The following is a 19,266-nucleotide window of genomic DNA, read 5'->3' as shown; positions in this document are numbered from 1 at the left end:
CGATATCTTTAATGAAGGCGTCGATATCCCAGAGGTCGATACCTTGCTGTTTTTACGACCTACAGAAAGTCTCACGATCTTCTTGCAGCAACTCGGTCGAGGCCTACGCTTGGCGGAAGGTAAAGAGTGCTGTACGGTGTTGGATTTTGTTGGTAATTCCAAGCCAGAGTACGATTTTGCTAATAAATTCAGAGCATTAGTGGGGCGAAGCCCGAAAGCGATCAGCGATGAAATCAAGCAAGGTTTTCCTCATGCGCCACTTGGCTGTCGTATTGAGCTGACCAAACGTACCCAGGACATGGTGCTCAGTAATATTCGCCAAGCAACGCTTACTAAAAGCCGCCTGACGGCCATGATCCGTCAATTCCCACAGCATTCCACGCAGCCTTTGACGCTGGCGAACTTTATCGCACAGCATCCACACATCGACTTAAACGAACTGTACAAACGCGGCAGTTGGGCTGAGTTGGTGGCGAACGCCAAAGATGAAATCAAAGAAGATTCGCGAATAGGGGGCGCCTTTAAAATAGTGCGTAAAGCGATTCATAACCGCATCCTTACCTGTGACGATCATGGCTATTTAAACTTTCTTGGGCAGCTATGTGAGGCTGACTTCACTGATGTTCGCGTCGACGATCGCCGCGCGGTGATGTGCCATTATGACTTCTGGCAAAAGTCGGGTCCCGACGCAGGTTTTGTGTCGTTAGCGCAGAGTATTAAACAGCTCAGTCACCTAGATTTATCACAGGAGCTTGCCGATGTGATTCGCTGGCAAATTGCGCAGATCAAACACGAATTACTGGATATGATCGATCTGCCACACGTACCGCTTAAAGTGCATGCTCACTATGCCAGAGATCAGATATTGGCGGCATTTGGTGCAACAACGTTTGAGCTACAACCTCCAGCGCGAGAGGGTGTGTTTGTCATCAAAGAACAAAATATCGAGCTGCTGTTTGTTACCTTAGATAAGAACGAAAAGCAGTTTTCACCGACGACTATGTATCACGACTACGCCATCAACGAGCAGTTGTTCCACTGGCAATCACAGAATAGCGCACGACCAGACCGAGGACGGGGAAAGGACTACATACATCATCGAGAAATCGGCAAACGCCTGTTTCTATTTGTCCGAGAGCAAACCAAAGATGAATACGGCCGCACTATGGGCTTCGTGAATTATGGGGAAGTGGAATACGTCTCGCACACTGGCTCACAACCGATGAGCATCACATGGCAGTTGAACACGCCGATACCAAACTTTATGTGGCAACAAGCAGCGAAGTTGGCAGTGGGTTAAGCTTCTAATTCCTTTACAGAAGCAATGAAGTCTTCAAAATCAGACAGTTTATTTTCTACCACATGCTTCACTATTTCTAAGTTAAGCGTTTGATAGTCATGGACTGCGACATTGCGAAGGCCGACCATTTTCTGCAGATTTAGAGCAAGTGGGGAAGAGATTAGCCCTGCTTTTTTGAGTAGTTCAAAGCTGTCACGGCTACTTTGCGGAATACCTGTGTTGTGCTGCTTGTTAAGTATATTGACGGCATCTATGCTGGCTTCGCAGGCACGCTGAAGATTGAGAATAATCGAATCTTGGCTGGTGTAATCGGTATCGAACTGTTCTTTTGCGAGGTCGTAAACTTCTCGAATACGTTTCAAACAGCGATCAATGGTCGCGAGCTTATTAAGAAACCGAGTCATTCATTTCAAATGTATTCTGCCTGTTCTCACTACTGAAAGCGTGCTACTGGATCTAATTTCCTCTCCAGTAGCACGGCAACATCAATGTCGCTTGAAGGCGTAGCACTGCCATCTGCTTGAGAGCCAAACAGATAAATTAAACGAACATCTGGCATCAGGTGCTGGATTGATTGGATTAGACTCTATCGAAAAGAAACCGCTCAACATGCCTGTTTGCCCACCACTTGCCTATGGCTTTTACTAATTCTTAGTGGTTAGCAATGGAAAAACAGTGCCGTTTTTATGCCGCTGTGAGGACTCGAAAATAGCAGTTTTGAAGGGCTTTATCGAGTAATTTTTCAATACCTCATTCGTCGTTGGATACAATAGTGTCCGTTTTCTGTTTTATTTCGCTATAATAGATACAACTGTGTCCAATAGGCTGTTGATGATGAACTTTACCTTACTTGATGATACCGATGTGAGCCAAGCCTATGCGGCGTACTTACGTGAGTTACGCCAACAAGCAAAGCTGTCACGAGCCGCACTGGCAGAGCGCAGCTGCGTACCTGCGGCCACTATTAAGAAGTTTGAGTTGACTGGGCAAATTTCATTCCGCCAGTTGTTGTTGCTTTGGCAGACACTTGATTCACTAGATAGGCTCTATCAACTTACACAACCCAGCAAAGAGCATGCTGCTATGCCTACTAGCATTGATGAGGTGATAAAAGATGAGTTTTAAACCGATTCAGAAGCTTAATGTCACTCGTACGTTAAGCTCAGGTGAGCAGGTTGCTGTAGGTGTCTTGGCGCAGAATCGGCAAGGCGTTTTTTTCCAGTATGCAGACAGCTATTTGCAGCAGTTTGGCAATTTATCACCTTTTACCTTGCAAGCGAACACGCAAGTTCAAGCCGCACCTAAAGAGCCGCACCAGGGTGTACATGGCATATTTGGAGATTGTTTACCTGATGGCTGGGGTATGTTGTTACAAGATCGTATTTTCCGTCAAAAGGGAATTTTGCCAAATCAAGTAACGGCGATGGATAGATTGGCTTTTGTGGGTGATAAAGGCATGGGAGCATTGTCTTTTTCTCCGGTGTCTGGGTTTTCAGCCACGACACACGCGGATATTGAATTAGCCACCTTGGGTTTAGAGGCGCAAACGCTGTTCGATTCTTCAATGTCAGATTATATAGACGACAACCTCGATGAGTTAGATGGGCATACGCAACAGGTGTTGGCCGCATTAGTCGCTGGGGGGAGTTCGGGTGGAGCAAGACCCAAGGCGCAGATTTATATGCCTGCTGGGGAAACTCAGCATTGTCGAACCTTGGCACAACCCAACGATGAAGCGTGGCTGATTAAGTTTACCTCGAAAAATCTCGCGCTCGGGCATGAAGAAGGTTTGTGCGAGGCGGTTTATTTGCAAATGGCTGAGCAAGCGAAGTGTCAACCACCAGTCTGGCAACTCATTGAAGCACCGCATACCAGCGGTGCGCCTGCCTGGTTGGCGCTCAAGCGTTTTGATTATGTCACTGAACAGACCGATTTAGGCTGTCAGCGTAGTGCGGGTCGCTTGCATATGCACAGCGCTTGCGGGCTACTGGATGCAGACTTTCGAACGCCAAGTTTAGATTACATTGACTTGATCAAAGCCAGCCGTCAGTTGTGTAAATCGCCAGCTGCTGGACAACTGCAATTTCGCCGCGTCATTTTTAACCTGCTGTCGTCCAATCAAGACGACCACAGTAAAAACTGGGCGTTTTTGCAAGCGGATGACGGCCAATGGAATCCTGCACCTTTTTACGATGTTACCTACAGCCCACATCCATTCAACGAACACGCCACTGCGTTCGGAGGTTATGGCAAAGCGCCACCGCTTAAGGTGATGCAAAAACTAGCAACTAGTGCCGGCTATGGGAGTTGGCATGAGGCAAAGCAAGTCATTGAAGAAGTCGCAGAAGCCATCAGCCAATTTACGTATCTTACTCAGCAACAAGGGATCAGTAAAACAACAGTGGCTGCGATTGCTAAGACATTGGATCAGCGCAAACAGGAAAATGCGGCGCTTTTTCTATAACAATAAGAAGGGACAACAATGAAGCTCGGTCGTAACGATCCTTGCCATTGTGGCAGTGGTAAAAAATTTAAACGTTGTTGTATGAGTAGCGTTTCCAAGCAACATGCCCAAGTTTTCGATGATGTTGAAGCTATGTTGGCAATGAACCCAAATTTGAGCCTTGATGAAATCAACGCAGTCTTGCAGCATAAAGTGCAAGATCGCAATAATCAACCTCATCCCGACTTTTGTGGCGTGACGCCAACGCAAATGGCCAATTGGCTTTATGCGCCTTTTGATGAATTACAGTGGGTGACAATCAGCACCCCCGACTCTCTTTCTGCAAGCCCTGTGATGCGCTATTTAGCCCTCATTCTTGATGAAGCTATGGCGCAAGAAGGCTCCCTCAAAGCCACAAGTAAAGGCAACTTACCGACTAAACTAGTCAAACACGCCAGTGAGTTATTGCCTGAGTTTGCCGTTGCTCAATTCGAACGTGATATCAGCATCAGCGAGTTTACGGGCAGTAATGAAGACAAGTTTAATGCCTTGCACTACACCCGAGTGCTTGCCGAAATTAGCGGCATTATTTATCGGCACAGTGGTCGCTACCATGTTAAAAAATCAGCGCAAAAACGGTATCGGGCGTTAGGTATACAAGCATTTTTTAAACCTATGTTAGAAGCCGCCATCAGCAAATATAACTGGGGCTATTTGGACGGTTTTGAGTTTGATGTCGACTTGCGAACCTTTTGGCTGTTTATGTTGTGGCGCATTCAAAGCCACAACGGCATGGAGCAGCTTATTAAAGAGGTGATGACAGCTTTCCCAGATTTATTGCTGGTATTCCCTACGGATGATTACTTCTCGCCAGAAAGAAACTTAAGCATGCTCATCGAATCTCGATTTATTGAGCGATTTTTGCAGTTTTGGGGATTTGTGACCATTGACCCAAGACGTTATATAAACGCTGAACCCGTCGTCAGAGTAGTGCAGGTGCAGCCTTTGTTAAAGCAAACCTTCCAATTCACCATTAGCACATAGAAAGTGATGATTGCGGGTAAGTGGATAGCATCGCTACCCACTTACCAATCGAAACTATTCGATGTTTTGAATCTGCTCGCGCATTTGCTCAATCAAGACTTTCAATTCCACCGCGCTATTGGTCGTCTCAACCACAATCGATTTAGAAGATAGCGTATTCGCTTCGCGGTTGAGCTCTTGCATTAGAAAGTCTAGGCGGCGGCCGATGGGGCCTTTTTCTTTGAGCTGACGGCGCACTTCTTTGGTGTGTGTCGCTAGGCGATCCACTTCTTCGGCGACGTCGGCTTTTTGTGCCAGAATGACGATTTCCGCTTCGACGCGCATTGGGTCGAGGTCAACTTTGGCGGCTTCTAGCTTATCTTGTAGGTTTTGTTTTTGGGCAGCGATGATGGTCGGTAGCTTGTCTTTCACATCGGCGACGATGGCATCAATGCTATCAAGACGATCTTCGATGATGGCGTTAAGCTGCTCGCCCTCACGCTGACGTAGGCTGATCATGTCGTCTAAGGCTTTGTTAAACAAAGCAATCACGGCTTTTTTCATTTCGTCTGCATCGGCGCTTTCATCGCTTAGGATGCCAGGCCATTGTAGGATTTGCAGTGGTGACGGTGTTTTGATGCCATCAAACCAAGTGCCCAGCTCTTTCACCGCGTTGGCCAGTGCTTGGGCGTTTTCTGCATTGATATTGAGGCCTTTCGCGGCCGTGTCTTCTGCGTAGAAACGTAGCTGGCATTCTACTTTACCGCGGTTGAGCTTTTTACGTAGGCTGTCGCGGAAGCCGAATTCCAACTCACGGAATTGCTCCGGCAGGCGGAAGTGTGGCTCTAGGTAACGTTGGTTTACTGAGCGGATTTCCCAGCTGATGGTGCCCCAGTCGTATACGGCTTCTTGGCGCGAAAAAGCGGTCATGCTTGCAGTCATATCAATTCCTAGCAGCTAAATAAAAGATGCAGCTAGTGTAACCTAAGTCTGACTTTCCCGTCAGGATGGGCAGTCATTTTTGCTAAGGTTCGTTATAATCCCCCCTTTAGAAACGAATAACAGTGAGACTTTTATGCGTCCAAGCGGTAGAGCAGCAGATCAATTACGTTCAATGAAGTTTACGCGTAACTTTACAAAGCACGCGGAAGGTTCCGTATTAGTGGAATGCGGTGATACCAAGGTGATTTGTACCGCAACGGTTGTGCAAGGCGTACCACGTTTCTTGAAAGGTAAAGGCCAAGGTTGGATCACTGCAGAATACGGCATGTTACCACGTTCGACTCACAGCCGAGTGGACCGTGAAGCGGCACGTGGTAAGCAAACGGGTCGTACCGTGGAAATCCAACGTCTGATCGGCCGTTCACTGCGTGCTGCGGTAGACCTAAGCAAGCTGGGTGAGTACACCATCACGATTGACTGTGATGTGATTCAAGCGGACGGCGGCACCCGTACGGCGTCGATTTCTGGTGGTTTTGTGGCGCTAGCGGATGCGATGAAAACACTGGTCGCGAACAAAAAAGTCAAAGAAAACCCAATTGTATCGCAAATCGCGGCGATCTCTGTGGGCGTTTACCAAGGTACACCCGTATTGGATTTGGATTACCCAGAAGACTCTAGCGCGGAAACCGATATGAACGTGATCATGAACGATAAAGGCGGCTTTATCGAGATCCAAGGCACCGCTGAAGGCGAAGCGTTCAGTGATGAGCACATGATGGGAATGCTAGCCGTGGCACGCAAAGGCATCAACGAAATCATGGAAATGCAGCGCGAAGCCTTGTTCCAAGACGCTTAATCTATCACTCGGTAGAGACTAAAAAGGGAGCGAACGTCGCTCCCTTTTTATGCACTGGTGCTTATTGCTACTTTTTCATTTTGCAGGTATTGATGCCAAGTAGGGCGTACAAGCCACAGAAATTAAACACCCCAGTCGCCAACGGCACGATGCCGATGTAACCCCATGCGCCAATGACGCCAAAGAGTGCCAGAGCGATTAGCAGCACACCGATGACAATTCGTAAGATCTTATCTATCCCGCCTACATTTGCTTTCATAACGCCATCCTCATACAAGCTTGTTTGATAGGCTTAGTATAGAAAGGTTTTTAACATTAGAAAGTGCTAAATATATAAGAATGAGATATGGATCAACAAATGCCAAAGGGGCAGCCCCTTTGGCATGTTATTGGAGGACGCTAACGGCTTAGCGAATCACGGCGCCAGTGGGCTTGAAGTTGCTGATCAGAATAGGCGAGTAGTCTTTGATGTACTCCACTAACACGTCCGCATCCACGTAGCCGGTATTGACGTAGTTTTTATGACCGCTTACTTTCGGGTAGCCATCGCCACCGCTGGCGGTGTAGCTGTTCATAGCGATACGGTAGGTTTTGTCTGCTGCTAAGGCTTTGCCGCCCACTTTGATATGGGTGGCTTTACCATCTTGCATGACTAATGACACGCCACGGGTTTGCGCAAACGCCCCAGTGCCCGCTTCTTTTCCCACCACCGCTGACAAGTACTCAGCCAACTCAGCGCCAGTGAGATCCACGTACGACAGAGCATTGGCAAACGGTTGCACCAGCAAGACGGACTTGTAGGTGATTTGGCCTGCTGAGATGCCATCGCGAATACCGCCTGAGTTCATCACGGCCACATCCGCATGTACCTTTTTCATCATGGCCGAGGTGATCAGGTTGCCTAGGTTGGTTTCTTGGGCGCGGACCGTGTTGCGATCGCCTATAAAGGGTCCATCACTGAAGCCGATTTCGACATTGAGTTTATCTTGGCCGATGTTTTGGTAGGGTTGCAGCATGGCCAACATGCTTGGGTCTTGGGCAATTTCTTGATCGATAAAGACCCGTGTGCTGGAACCGTCCGCTTGCGTCACTTTTTTCTTCAGATTGACGGGGATGAGCGCATAGTCGGACGCGACGATTTGGCCGTCCTTGATGGTCATGTCTAAACGACCCACGTATTTACCCCACTCATCCGCCTGTAGGATCAGGGTGCCACTTTGCACATCGGGTTCAAACAAAGGGTCTTGCGAGTGCCCGCCGACAATGACATCAATGCCGGGCACGGTACGAGCAAGGGTGACGTCCCCTGGCGCATTACCGCCATGATTCGCATCGTCGTAATGGCCCATATGGGTAAGCGCGACGATCAGGTCGGCTTTCTGTTTCAGCACAGGGATCAAATCCTGCGCCACTTCAATGGGGGATTGGATGGTGAGGCCGCCTAAGAACTCAGGGTTACCGATCTTCGCCGTGTCATCCGTGGTCAAGCCGACGACCGCAATACGAAGGTCATCGACGGTGAAAATTTTGTAGGCCTCAAACAGCGGCTGACCGGTGTTATTATCGATGATGTTAGCGGATAAGAAGGGGAAGCCTGCCCACTCATGTTGCTGCCTCAATACTTCAATCGGGTTATCAAACTCGTGATTCCCTAACGCCATGGCATCGTATTGCAGCAGCTTCATGCCTTTGAAATCTGGCTCAGCATCTTGCAAATCGGACTCAGGGACGCCGGTATTGATATCGCCACCGGAGAGCAGCAGGGTATGACCCTCTTCAAGCAGCACTTGTTCACGAATATTGTCGATCAGGGTTTTACGAGCGGCCATGCCGTACTCACCATGGCGGTTTTGCCAGAAACGACCGTGGTGGTCATTGGTGTGCAAAATGGTCAGTTGATATTCCTTACCGGCTTGCCACATCGCTGTGCTTTGCGCGTTATCTGTACTGCTGACACTGGCACAGCCTGCTAAGGCGATCACTACACCCGACAGTGCACATTGGGCGATCAAGCGATTTGCGTTCATTTCGTTGTCCTTCTTTGTGAAATCGAGTGCATTCAGAGAAGCCAGGCTTCATGGCTCCAGTGTGAGACGAGTGCTCACTTGTTAAACAATGTACCCCAAGCAGAGCCTAACTTCGAGGCTAAATCTGACCTTTTGTTCAGACAATAGGCAAAAAAATGCCGACCCAAAGGCCGGCGTAAAAGCTACCGAAATAACGGCTAAACGTTAGTTGTCGATACGTTTTCCAGAGTCTTTATCAAAGGCAACGGCTTTTGACGTATCAAACATCATGGCAATGGTTTCGTCCGCTTTGGCGGGGTAAGCAGGGTTGCAGCGACAGTTCACTTCAGCCTCGGAAATGCGCGTCAGTACCATGGTGTCGGCCCCCATTGGTTCCGTCACCTCGACGTCAATATCGGCGGTCACGACGAACTCTTTGCCTTCTTTATGTGGCTGAGGTTCGGTGATCATTTCAGGACGCAGACCCAATAGAATTTCTTTACCCGCATAGGCTTTTAAGCTTTCTGGTTTCGGGAACGGTACAACCGTTGGTTTACTGGCTTGCAGTTCCAGAGCGTACGAACCATTTTGCTCCACCACTTTTGCAGGAATAAAGTTCATTGCCGGTGAGCCCATGAAACCTGCAACGAATAAGTTAGTTGGGTTGTCGTAGATTTCCTGCGGCGTGCCCAGCTGCTGTACTTCCCCGTCTTTCATCACCGCGATGCGATCGGCCAAAGTCATGGCTTCGATCTGATCGTGGGTAACGTAGACGATGGTGGTGCCCAGTTTTTGGTGTAACTTTTTGATTTCTGTACGCATTTCCACGCGAAGCTTGGCATCCAGGTTGGATAACGGCTCATCGAATAGGTACATCTTAGGACGGCGTGCTAAGGCGCGACCCATGGCCACACGCTGACGTTGACCACCAGACAGTTGCCCTGGTTTACGCTTTAGCAAATGACCGATTTGTAGCATGTCCGCTACACGCTGAACTTCCGCTTCACGCTCGGCTTTTGGCACCTTACGCATCTCCAAACCAAACGAGATGTTCTCGGCCACCGTCATGTTTGGGTACAGGGCGTAAGACTGGAACACCATGGCGATGTCACGGTCTTTTGGGCTGGCGTAGGTGACGTCGTTATCACCGATTAGGATGCGACCTTCAGACACGTCTTCAAGACCGGCAATCGAGTTCATCAGCGTCGATTTACCGCAACCTGATGGACCGACAAGGATTAGGAATTCACCGGCTTCAATCGAGATGTCGATACCTTTTAGGATTTCTGTTTGGCCGTAGCGCTTTTTTACATTATCAATCGTTAAACTTGCCATGATTCTTTCTCCAAATTCTTTCACTGGCCAGCGGATGTCGTCGCTGGCCGTCAACCTTATTAAATAAACCTTTAAGCCTTAGCCTTTCACCGCACCAGCGGTTAGGCCGCGCACGAAGTACTTGCCCGCTAAGATGTACACCACAAGCGTGGGTAGGGCGGCGATGATGGCGGCAGCCATATCGACGTTGTATTCCTTACCACCGAAGCTGGTGTTGACTAGGTTGTTAAGAGCTACCGTCACAGGTTGTGTGTCGAAGCCAGAGAATGCCACGCCAAATAGGAAATCGTTCCAAATTTGCGTGAACTGCCAAATAACCGTTACGACGATGATGGGTGTCGAGACCGGCAAGATAATACGGTAGAAGATGGTGAAGAAGCCGGCGCCGTCTAGGCGTGCTGCTTTCACTAGCTCTACAGGGATAGACTGGTAGAAGTTACGGAAGAACAGCGTGGTGAACGCCACACCGTAGACCACGTGCACCATCACCAAGCCTGTGGTGGTGTTAGCAATCCCCAACCAACCCAGTGTACGGGCCATCGGCAATAGGATGACTTGGAATGGGATGAAACAGCCCACTAGCAGTGCCGCGAAGAACACATCACTGCCCTTAAATTTCCAGTGGGAAATCACGTAACCGTTCAGTGCACCCAACAAAGTTGAGATGGCTACGGCAGGGAGAACGATCTGGAATGAGTTCAAGAAGTATGGCGCCATGCCTTCACATTGGCTACCAGTACAGGCACCGCTCCATGCTTTTGACCAAGCATCAAAATTCAATGAACCCGGTAACGATAGCAGCGTACCGGAACGGATTTCTTCCACGTCTTTTAAAGAGGTGAGCAACATTACGATAAAGGGCGCCAAGTACACGGCGGCCATAGCAAGCAGCGCTGCGTACAGCACCACGCGTAACACTTTATCTAGGGTTGAGGTTTGGCGTTTTGCTGCATTACTCATGGCGCTCACCTCGTAATTCTGAGTACAAGTAAGGGATCAAGATAGCTAATACACAGCCCAACATCACCATCGCAGACGCGGCACCTAGGCCGATCTGGCTACGCGTAAAGGCGTGTGCGTACATGAAGTTTGCGGGTAGATCGGATGAGTAACCTGGACCACCGTTGGTCAAGGCCGCTACCAAGTCGAAACTCTTGATCGCAATGTGCGATAGGATCACCAACGCACTGAAGAAAACCGGTTTTAGGGAAGGCAAAATGATGCGACGGTAAGTAGTAAAGATGCTTGCACCGTCAAGCTGAGCCGCTTTGATCATTTCGCTGTCAACGCCACGAAGACCTGCTAGGAATAATGCCATCACGAAGCCAGATGCTTGCCATACCGCCGCGATCACCAAACAGTACACCACCATATCTGGATCGGATAACCAGTTGAAACGGAAATCTTCGAAGCCCAATTCGATCATCATCTTCTCGATACCGTTGGTTGGGTTCAGTAACCACTTCCAGGCGGTACCCGTCACGATGAATGAGATCGCCATTGGGTAAAGGTAAATGGTACGAATCGCCCCTTCGGCGCGAATTTTCTGATCAAGGAAAATCGCCAGCATCACGCCCAAGAACAAACAAGTTAGGATGAATAAGCCGCCGAACACGCCCAAGTTGGAGAGGGCCACTAACCAGCGGTCGTTCATAAACAAACGCTCGTATTGATCGAGGCCAACGAAGTTATATGTCGGCAGCATACGAGAGTTGGTAAAAGAGAGTACGGCAGTCCATATCATATAGCCGTAGATACACACGATCGCTGCAACAGCGGTTGGTGCCATGACGATTTTGGGCATCCAATCGGCCAAACTTAGGCGCGCAGGACGACCAGCTTGAGTCGCTCCAGACCCAGCTTTGGCGGCATTATTATTCATATTAGAGCGCTTCTACTTTAGAGGAGAGAAGAGGCCTACCAAGAGGTAGGCCTTGCACGGTAACGGGTATTACATGCTGGCCTTAATGGCACGCGCTAGACGATCTACTGCTTCTTCAGCAGTCATCGACTCGTTGTTGTAGAAGTTCGTTACAACATCGTAGATCGCGCCTTGTACCATTGAGCTAACGGCCATGCCGTGCGCCATACTGGGTACTAGGTCACCAGTTGAAGAGCCTGCTAGGAAGGCATCCATCGAGGCGTGGGCACAGGTATCGAACTTATCGCGTGGCATGTTTAGACGAGCAGGGATCGAGCCTTTGTTTAGGTTGAAGGTTTCTTGGAACGTTGGTTCCAGCATCAACTTAGCCAGATCCTGTTGTGCGCCTTGAGCGTTTTCATCGTCCACTTGGAACATGGCGAGCGAGTCGATGTTAAAGGTGAACTGACCACTGGTGCCTGGTGCCGCGTAACAAACGTAATCGATGCCGGCTTTTTTGCCTGCTGCAGTAAACTCGCCTTTGGCCCAGTCACCCATGATTTGCATCGCCGCGTCACCGTTGATTACCATCGACGTGGCAATGTTCCAGTCACGGCCAGAGAAGCCAGAGTCTACGTAGTCACGGGTTTTCTTGAAGGTTTTGAAGACATCGATCATGTCGTCACCACGCAGTGTCGCGTCGTCTAGACCCACAAATGCTGCGCTGTAGAATTGCGAGCCTTTAGATAGGGCAATGGCTTCGAATAGAGTGGCGTCTTGCCAAGCTTGACCACCGTGTGCCAGTGGTGTGAAACCTGCGGCTTTGATTTTGTCAGCGGCTTCGAAGAACTGATCCCAAGTGGTTGGGATAGAAGCGCCGGCTTTTTTGAAGATTTCTGGGTTGGCCCACATCCAGTTGACGCGGTGAACGTTAACTGGCGCTGCGACGTAGTGACCATCGTATTTCATCACGTCGCTGACGACTTGAGGAAGTACCACGTCCCACTGGCCTTGTTCAGCCACAGCATCTAGGTTGGTTAGGAAACCTAAGTCACCCCATTCTTGAATCGTAGGGCCCTTGATTTGAGCCGCTGCTGGTGGGTTACCAGCGATGGCGCGAGATTTTAGCACGGTCATTGCAGATTCACCGCCGCCACCAGCAACAGCGAAGTCTTTCCAAGTGTGGCCTTCTTCTGTCATCAAGTCTTTTAGAACATTGATCGAAGCGGCTTCACCACCGGATGTCCACCAGTGTAGCACTTCTACTTCACCTGCGTGTGCCGTCGCTGCGGCCACAGAAATGGCAAGACTGGATAAACCTAATGCAATTTTCTTCATGGTCAGTAACCCTTTTTATTGTTATGGATCTCTGTAACTAACGTTTGTTGTTATTAATCTAGAACAAGCGCATAAAAAATGCTCAGCTAGACAAAGCAAATGTAGCAAACCTTATGCACGGCAGTGGTAAAGTAGAGCAACCAAATGTATCAAAGTCTTGCACGGAGGCTGTTTGCGCCATTCGCTCACCTACCGGAGCAAAAACTTTCAGCAAAGTTCTGCACACATAGTTAATTTTCATTAACTATACTGGGTAAGGCTTAAGGTGTATGGGATCGCCAAGGAGGCGCCATGGAGGCACATGTTTTTTCGCTACTTGATCCGCTCTTTTTGATTAGCGTAGCCATAGTGCTGCTGCTCATGGGGCTGCTGTGTTCATGGCGTGAGCGCAGTCGATCGCAGCACTTACGTGACAGCAACCAGCGTTTGCAAGATGAAATCCAGCGTCGTCAAACGGTGGAAGAAGAGTTACGCCGTTTGTCTAACTCACTCGAAAATGAAGTGCAGCAGCGTACCCGCGAATTACAGGACATTAAAACCAAGCTGGAACAAGAAATTCATGCGTCGGCCCAAGCGCAAAAGCGTATGAGCAGCATTTTTGAATCGGCTCCTAATGGCATGTTGGTGGTGAACCGTGAGGGGAAAATCACGCAAGCGAACAGCATGGTGGCGGCTATTTTCCGTTGCCAAGTGGACGAGTTAATCGGCCAGTCAGTGGAAAGTTTGGTGCCTTCGGAATTTCGTGAACGCCATGAGGTGGATCGTTCGGAATTTCAGGCACATCCGGCGAAGCGTAAAATGGGCGCCCGTCGTGATTTATATGGTGCGCGCTTTGACGGCTCGTATGTGCCGCTAGAGGTAGGGCTACATCCGGTTGAATTAGAAAGTGGCACGGAAATCGTCGCCGCCGTGGTCGATATCAGTGAGCGTAAAGCCTATGAGAAGAGTATTCATAAACGCAATGAGGCGTTAGAGCTGTCGAACCGTGAGTTACAAGAGTTTGCCTTCATCGCCTCGCACGACTTACGTGAGCCGCTGCGTAAAATCATCTCCTTTTCTACCCTGTTACAAGAGGGCGAGTACGGTGAGTTCAATGAAGAGGGGAAAGTGTTCTCGGGCTACATTGTCAACGCCGCCCAGCGTATGCGAGATTTATTATCGGATTTGCTAGCTTACAGTCGTGTCACTTCAAAAGCGAACCCGTTCAAATCGTTACGTTTGATTCCCCTGTTAGAAGAAGTCATCGAGGATTTAGAGCTGCGCATAGAAGAATCTCAAGCGGACATTCAAATCGCCGACTCCCTGCCGGATGTGAACGCTGACCCAGTGCAGATACGCCAGTTATTTCAGAACTTAATTGGCAACAGTTTGAAGTACCGTCATCCCGAGCGTACGCCAGTGATCAGCATTACGGGTAATCAAGACGAAGATTTCGTGTACCTTAAGATACAAGACAATGGTATCGGCTTTGCGCAAGAGCACGCTGAGCAAATATTCGATGTGTTTAAGCGCTTACATGACAGACAGGCCTATACAGGGACGGGGATGGGGCTGGCCATTTGCCGCAAAATCGTGGTTCGTCACGGTGGTGCGATTACTGCCCGCTCAGAGGAAGGCGTCGGTACCACTATGATTATTGAACTGCCAAAGAAGGTGCCTGTGTATGACGGAAGTTAATGCTGTCACAGCGCATTTGTTGATGCTCGATGATGATCCTGAAGATGCGTTTTTGGTTCAAACCGCCTTGAAACGCTTGGATCTAGACTGGTCCTTCCAGCATTTTCAGACCTGTCAGGCGTTTAGAGACTATCTCAACACTGACTATGCACTTCAGGTGCAGCAATCGCGTCTACTGTTGCTGCTGGATTTGAATATGCCCACTAAGACGGGTTGGGAATGGTTGCAGGAACTGCGCGCGGATCATCGCTTTGATGAGTTGGTCATCATAGTGTTGTCGACTTCGGATATGGCGGAAGAGCAAGCGAGAAGTTTAGCGCTGGGGGCAAATGCCCACATTGGTAAACCCGACAGCGTCAATGATTTGGCGCGTTGGTTGAAGAGTTTGTATGGACGTTGGATCGATAAAAAGGGTTAGGGATCAATGGATAAGACACACTTATCAGTGCTGGTGATCGAAGATGACTACGAAGATTTTATTCTTCTACGGACCTATATGGCCCATGCATCGCGTACGCACTTCGAGTTGACCCATGTTGGGCACTTTGAGGACGCCACTAAAGCCTTAGTAGAGCATTCCTTCGATGCGATTGTATGTGACTATTTCTTGAATGGTCACACGGCCACTGATTTATTTAAACATGTGAAATTGATTGGCGTGGAAACACCGATTGTGGTGCTTACTGGGGTCGCGGCGTCAGAGTTAGACGATGTGTTAATGCAGTTGGGGGCGTCAGACTTTATCCCCAAAGACGAGCTGACCACGGCCTTGCTGGAACGTAGTATCCGCCACGCCATTGAACGCAAAAAAGCCGAGCAACAGATTTCTCAACTGATTAAGCGTGATCCGCTGACGGGCTTGGGTAATCGCTTGATTTTTGAAGAGCACGCCGAGCTGGCGATTGCTCGTGCCAAGCGTAATCAGTCGTGTCTGGCGATTGCCTTCCTAGACTTGGATCGTTTTAAAAACGTTAACGATACCTTAGGTCACCATGTGGGGGATTTGTTGTTGACGCTGGTGGGGAAGCGTATTAAGGAGACCATTCGTGGCAGTGATTTTGTGGCTCGGGTGGGTGGGGATGAGTTCACCCTCTTGCTTGATAACATCCAACACATCGAAGATTTGAATCTGATTGCCAGTAAAGTACTGGCCCAAGTATCGCGTCACGCGGTGCTGGATTGTAAGCACCTAGAAGTCTCCGCCAGTATGGGGATTGCCTTGTATCCGGAGCAAGGGAGTACGGTATCGGAACTGATGCGTAAGGCGGATATGGCGCTTTATGAGTGCAAGAAACAAGAGAGCCTACGCCACTTCATGGTCTTCAGTGACAGCTTGCAGGCACGTTTGCAGAAGGAAACTCGGGTTGAAAATGGCCTCCATCGCGCCTTAGCAAACAACGAGTTCGAATTGCATTATCAGCCCATCATTGCTCTAGATAGCCATAAAATACACGGTGTGGAAGCCTTGATTCGTTGGCGCTTACCGGATGGCAGCCTGCTGATGCCAGGGGATTTTATTGAAGAAGCCAATCGCGTTGGATTGATTGGTGATCTTGGTGTGTGGGTATTAGAGACGGCCTGTCGGCAGTTACGCGATTGGTTAGATCAGGGCTTTATGCTGAGTATGTCGGTCAATGTGTCGCCGCGGCATTTGCGCCAAGCGGGGTTCGAAGAGATTGTCCACAACGTGATTCGCAAGTATCAAATTCCCGCCAATAGTCTGATGCTGGAGCTCACCGAAGAAGTGTTTGTGGACAGTGGCATTACCAGCCTGTATGCCCTTAACGAAATTCGCAAAGCGGGGGTGGGCGTGGCCATTGACGATTTTGGCACTGGCTATTCATCGATGCGCTATCTCAAGAGTTTGCCCATTGATCGTATTAAGATCGATCGCTGCTTTGTCTCGGCTCACAACGAAGGCTCTTTGTCCGATCCTATGATTACCCAAGCCATCGTATTTTTAGCGGAAGGCTTGGGCTTGGACCTGGTGGCAGAAGGCATTGAAACGCAGGAGCAGGCGGCCGAGCTGAGACAGCAGGGCTGCTATAAAGGACAAGGCTATCTGTATGCCAAAGCGCAACCGAGTGATCGTATGACAGAGTTGCTCAGACAGCAGGTCGTCCTAGTGGCGGGGTAGCCAGAGGCGCACTTCTAAGCCACCTTGCTCACGGTTTTTAAGGGTCACTTCACCGCCATGGGCGCGGGCAATGTTGCGCGCAATGCTTAAGCCCAATCCGACACTGCCGCTACGGCCACCATTGCTGCTAGGCAATTGCGTATAGGGTTGGAAAACGTCGTCCATTTTAGTGTCGGGAATGCCTGGGCCCTGATCACAAATACGAATACAAAGCTCGTCGCGGTTGTCTTCCAGAATGATCTCGGCACTGTGGCCATAGTAGAGGGCATTATCGATCAAGTTGCCGAGACAACGTCGGATCGCCAAGGGCTTGCCGATATAAGGGGCTTCGAGGGTACCTTGAATAGTCACGCTATGGGCTGTTCTATTGGCACTTTGCTGAATGTCCTTGAAAAAACGCATTAAGTCGATTTCGACGCGATTTTCATGAATATCGGTTTCTTTTACACTCTGAATCGCACCTTTTACCAACAAGTCTAAGTCTTCTAAATCACGAATCATGGCCTCACGCACGTCTTCCTCGTCGAGCATTTCGGCGCGTAAGCGTAAGCGTGTGATGGGGGTTTTTAGGTCATGGGAAATAGCGGCGAACAGCTTCTCGCGATCGTTCAGGTAACGCTGAATACGTGCTTGCATGTCGTTAAAGGCGTGCGCGGTGTGACGTACTTCCAAGGCGCCTTCTTCGCGTAGGGGTTTGAAATCCCCTTGGCCGAAGCGTTCGGCCGCGCGTGCCAAAATTGCCAAGGGGCGTGTGGTACGGCGCAGAATCAGCAAGGTCAACAAGAGCACCGTGGTCACGGAAATGACCAAGGAAAAGATGCGGTCACGACTGAGCGGCGAGGTTTCCTCAAGGAAATAAGGATCCGGCATCAAACTGGCCAGATACAACCAATTGGAGTCATTGATCGGAATCTGAATGACAATGATGGGGGGCGTCAGGGGCTTTACTAACAAACTGTGATGGCCCCAGCGCTCGGGTAAATCCACCAAGCGGGTGTGGTTGTTGATCACATGCAGATCGTCTGGGCTGGAGAAAGCAATCTTGGCATTGCTGATGCCAAGCTGATTCATCAAGGTGCCTTGCACCTCTTGTTTGACGATGTCTTTTAGCGGTGAATCAGGGATCGGGTTGATGCGGATTTCTTCGCGGTTGAGGGTCACAAAAAAGCGCGTGCCACCCATGTCCTGCAGCTGATCAATCACGATGTGGCGGTAGTTTTGTGGTAACGAGGTAAAGTAACTGACCGTGGCGGCAATGCGAAACGCCATGTGTTTTGACACTTCACGCACGTTTTCTCGAGTATCGGCTTCGACCTGATGCAGCCAAATGGAAGAGCCAATCAGCTGCATAGTCGCGACACCAAAGGTCATAATAATAATGATCTGGCCGGTGAGTGATTGCAGCCAGTGTTGCAGTCTACGCACCGTCGTCATGATCACTAGCGGCCACTTGTGCGGTGAGAATGTAGCCCTGACCACGTACGGTTTTGATCAATTGCGGCTGACGTGCGTCTTCCCGTAGTCGCTGACGCAAGCGACTGACGTGGACATCGATAAAGCGGTCCAATGGCGTCGTATCTCGGCCACGGGTGTTTTCGGCAATGTAATCGCGCGACAGCACGTTGCCAGGGTTACTGACAAACAGCATCAGCAGATTGTAATCGGCGCCGCTTAACGACTCTTTGACACCATCGACCCAGAGTTCACGGGTCAGGGTATCAAGCTTAAACTGGGCGAAGCGGTAGTAGCGATAGGTTTCTTGAGGCGCTTCAATGGCTTGCTCGGGGAGATCTTGGATTTGCTCCATGCGGCGGTGGATCGCTTTAATGCGTGCCAGCAATTCACGAGGGTTAAATGGCTTCGCAAGGTAGTCGTCAGCGCCGATCTCAAGGCCGATGATGCGGTCCATTTCATCTGAATTAGCGGTTAGCATGATCACTGGCACGTTGGATTGTGTCCGCAGAGTGCGGCATACGGAAAAACCGTCTGCGCCGGGTAAGCGGACGTCCAGAATCACCAAATCAACGCCTAAGTCGGGGCTAAATGCGGCCAAAAAGGATTCTCCAGAATCTGCGGTCAGTACCTGATACTGGTTTTTCTCTAGATAAGATTGCAGTAGAGAGCGAATCTCATTGTCGTCATCGACAACGAAGACGCATTTAGTTTTTGTCATAAAAACCTATTTGGCTAATAAATAAGCAGATAAGGAAAAGAGTCTAGCAAGAAACCGTTTGTTAACCAACGTCCTTGATAATAGAGTCGGTAACGGTCTGTAAGCACAATAGTAACATGTATTACCGCATGGCGTTTTAAGCATATTTGCCGCGCGAACCTGCTAGGCTGATAGT

19 protein-coding genes are annotated in these 19,266 nt (G+C 49.5%); 8 read left to right on the top strand and 11 right to left on the bottom strand.

Annotated elements, in window-relative coordinates; translation table 11 throughout:
- A partial coding sequence (locus MAQ5080_RS16260) for a DUF3427 domain-containing protein (protein WP_156731487.1) occupies positions 1–1,300 on the top strand: 1,300 nt, incomplete at its 5' end.
- On the opposite strand, the gene hepT is transcribed toward MAQ5080_RS16260, so the two are convergent.
- Together hepT and MAQ5080_RS17735 are read right to left on the bottom strand one after the other, a co-directional pair.
- Positions 1,297–1,704: a type VII toxin-antitoxin system HepT family RNase toxin gene (gene hepT / locus MAQ5080_RS16255; RefSeq protein ID WP_067205980.1), complete on the bottom strand. Its 408-nt coding sequence runs from the start codon at positions 1,702–1,704 to the stop codon at positions 1,297–1,299. The two genes, MAQ5080_RS16260 and hepT, sit on opposite strands and share 4 nt — an antisense overlap.
- A 29-nt stretch (positions 1,705–1,733) precedes the next feature.
- On the bottom strand, positions 1,734–1,871 hold the full coding sequence (locus MAQ5080_RS17735; RefSeq protein WP_368730405.1) for a nucleotidyltransferase domain-containing protein: 138 nt from the start codon (positions 1,869–1,871) through the stop codon (positions 1,734–1,736).
- Positions 1,872–2,131: 260 nt separating this feature from the next.
- Here MAQ5080_RS17735 and MAQ5080_RS16250 point away from each other — a divergent pair, with 260 nt between their 5' ends.
- From MAQ5080_RS16250 to MAQ5080_RS17635, 3 genes are read left to right on the top strand one after another with little or no spacing between them, the layout of a single operon-like run.
- Positions 2,132–2,425 (top strand): helix-turn-helix domain-containing protein, encoded by a 294-nt coding sequence (locus MAQ5080_RS16250; RefSeq protein ID WP_438501677.1) that lies wholly within the window; start codon positions 2,132–2,134, stop codon positions 2,423–2,425.
- Positions 2,415–3,764 (top strand): type II toxin-antitoxin system HipA family toxin, encoded by a 1,350-nt coding sequence (locus tag MAQ5080_RS16245; protein ID WP_067205986.1) that lies wholly within the window; start codon positions 2,415–2,417, stop codon positions 3,762–3,764. The genes MAQ5080_RS16250 and MAQ5080_RS16245 overlap by 11 nt, the downstream gene beginning before the upstream one ends.
- A gap of 18 nt (positions 3,765–3,782) precedes the next feature.
- A complete protein-coding gene (locus MAQ5080_RS17635; RefSeq protein ID WP_067205989.1) occupies positions 3,783–4,787 on the top strand; it encodes a YecA family protein in 1,005 nt (334 codons plus the stop codon).
- Between the two features lie 54 nt (positions 4,788–4,841).
- On the opposite strand, the gene MAQ5080_RS16235 is transcribed toward MAQ5080_RS17635, so the two are convergent.
- A complete protein-coding gene (locus MAQ5080_RS16235) occupies positions 4,842–5,708 on the bottom strand; it encodes a YicC/YloC family endoribonuclease (RefSeq protein WP_067205992.1) in 867 nt (288 codons plus the stop codon).
- Positions 5,709–5,841: 133 nt separating this feature from the next.
- Here MAQ5080_RS16235 and rph point away from each other — a divergent pair, with 133 nt between their 5' ends.
- Positions 5,842–6,564: a ribonuclease PH gene (gene rph, locus MAQ5080_RS16230; RefSeq protein WP_067205996.1), complete on the top strand. Its 723-nt coding sequence runs from the start codon at positions 5,842–5,844 to the stop codon at positions 6,562–6,564.
- A gap of 67 nt (positions 6,565–6,631) precedes the next feature.
- Here the strand turns inward: rph and MAQ5080_RS16225 are convergent, their stop codons facing one another.
- From MAQ5080_RS16225 to MAQ5080_RS16200, 6 genes are all read right to left on the bottom strand, one after another.
- Positions 6,632–6,823, bottom strand: coding sequence for a YgaP family membrane protein (locus MAQ5080_RS16225; protein ID WP_067205999.1), 192 nt, complete (start codon positions 6,821–6,823; stop codon positions 6,632–6,634).
- A gap of 148 nt (positions 6,824–6,971) precedes the next feature.
- Positions 6,972–8,591, bottom strand: a complete 1,620-nt coding sequence (ushA, locus tag MAQ5080_RS16220) for a bifunctional UDP-sugar hydrolase/5'-nucleotidase UshA (protein ID WP_067206002.1) — start codon at positions 8,589–8,591, stop codon at positions 6,972–6,974.
- A gap of 204 nt (positions 8,592–8,795) precedes the next feature.
- Positions 8,796–9,905, bottom strand: coding sequence for an ABC transporter ATP-binding protein (locus tag MAQ5080_RS16215; protein ID WP_067206006.1), 1,110 nt, complete (start codon positions 9,903–9,905; stop codon positions 8,796–8,798).
- 78 nt (positions 9,906–9,983) lie between these two features.
- Positions 9,984–10,865: a carbohydrate ABC transporter permease gene (locus tag MAQ5080_RS16210; protein ID WP_067206009.1), complete on the bottom strand. Its 882-nt coding sequence runs from the start codon at positions 10,863–10,865 to the stop codon at positions 9,984–9,986.
- Positions 10,858–11,787 carry a carbohydrate ABC transporter permease gene (locus MAQ5080_RS16205; protein WP_067206011.1) on the bottom strand — a complete coding sequence of 310 codons (930 nt, stop codon included), beginning with the start codon at positions 11,785–11,787 and terminating at the stop codon, positions 10,858–10,860. The genes MAQ5080_RS16210 and MAQ5080_RS16205 overlap by 8 nt, the downstream gene beginning before the upstream one ends.
- Positions 11,788–11,856: 69 nt before the next feature.
- The gene (locus tag MAQ5080_RS16200) at positions 11,857–13,104 is read right to left on the bottom strand and encodes an ABC transporter substrate-binding protein (RefSeq protein WP_067206013.1); all 1,248 of its coding nucleotides are present in this window, start codon (positions 13,102–13,104) and stop codon (positions 11,857–11,859) included.
- A 291-nt stretch (positions 13,105–13,395) separates the two neighbouring features.
- Here MAQ5080_RS16200 and MAQ5080_RS16195 point away from each other — a divergent pair, with 291 nt between their 5' ends.
- The 3 genes from MAQ5080_RS16195 to MAQ5080_RS16185 are packed head-to-tail and all read left to right on the top strand — an operon-like array spanning position 13,396 to position 16,918.
- Positions 13,396–14,781 (top strand): sensor histidine kinase, encoded by a 1,386-nt coding sequence (locus MAQ5080_RS16195; RefSeq protein WP_082861011.1) that lies wholly within the window; start codon positions 13,396–13,398, stop codon positions 14,779–14,781.
- On the top strand, positions 14,768–15,199 hold the full coding sequence (locus MAQ5080_RS16190; protein ID WP_067206016.1) for a response regulator: 432 nt from the start codon (positions 14,768–14,770) through the stop codon (positions 15,197–15,199). Before MAQ5080_RS16195 ends, MAQ5080_RS16190 begins: the two co-directional genes overlap by 14 nt.
- Positions 15,200–15,205: 6 nt before the next feature.
- Positions 15,206–16,918 (top strand): GGDEF domain-containing response regulator, encoded by a 1,713-nt coding sequence (locus MAQ5080_RS16185; protein ID WP_067206020.1) that lies wholly within the window; start codon positions 15,206–15,208, stop codon positions 16,916–16,918.
- Here MAQ5080_RS16185 and MAQ5080_RS16180 read toward each other — a convergent pair.
- Together MAQ5080_RS16180 and MAQ5080_RS16175 are read right to left on the bottom strand one after the other, a co-directional pair.
- Complete coding sequence (locus tag MAQ5080_RS16180; protein ID WP_067206160.1) at positions 16,904–18,352, bottom strand: ATP-binding protein; 1,449 nt, start codon at positions 18,350–18,352, stop codon at positions 16,904–16,906. The genes MAQ5080_RS16185 and MAQ5080_RS16180 overlap by 15 nt on opposite strands.
- On the bottom strand, positions 18,336–19,091 hold the full coding sequence (locus MAQ5080_RS16175) for a response regulator (protein WP_067206023.1): 756 nt from the start codon (positions 19,089–19,091) through the stop codon (positions 18,336–18,338). Before MAQ5080_RS16175 ends, MAQ5080_RS16180 begins: the two co-directional genes overlap by 17 nt.
- Positions 19,092–19,266: the final 175 nt, after the last annotated feature.

Source organism: Marinomonas aquimarina (genome assembly GCF_900089755.1).
Lineage (GTDB): Bacteria > Pseudomonadota > Gammaproteobacteria > Pseudomonadales > Marinomonadaceae > Marinomonas > Marinomonas aquimarina.
The sequence above is the reverse complement of the archived record's forward strand: the minus strand, read 5'-3'. Positions and strand labels throughout refer to the sequence as shown.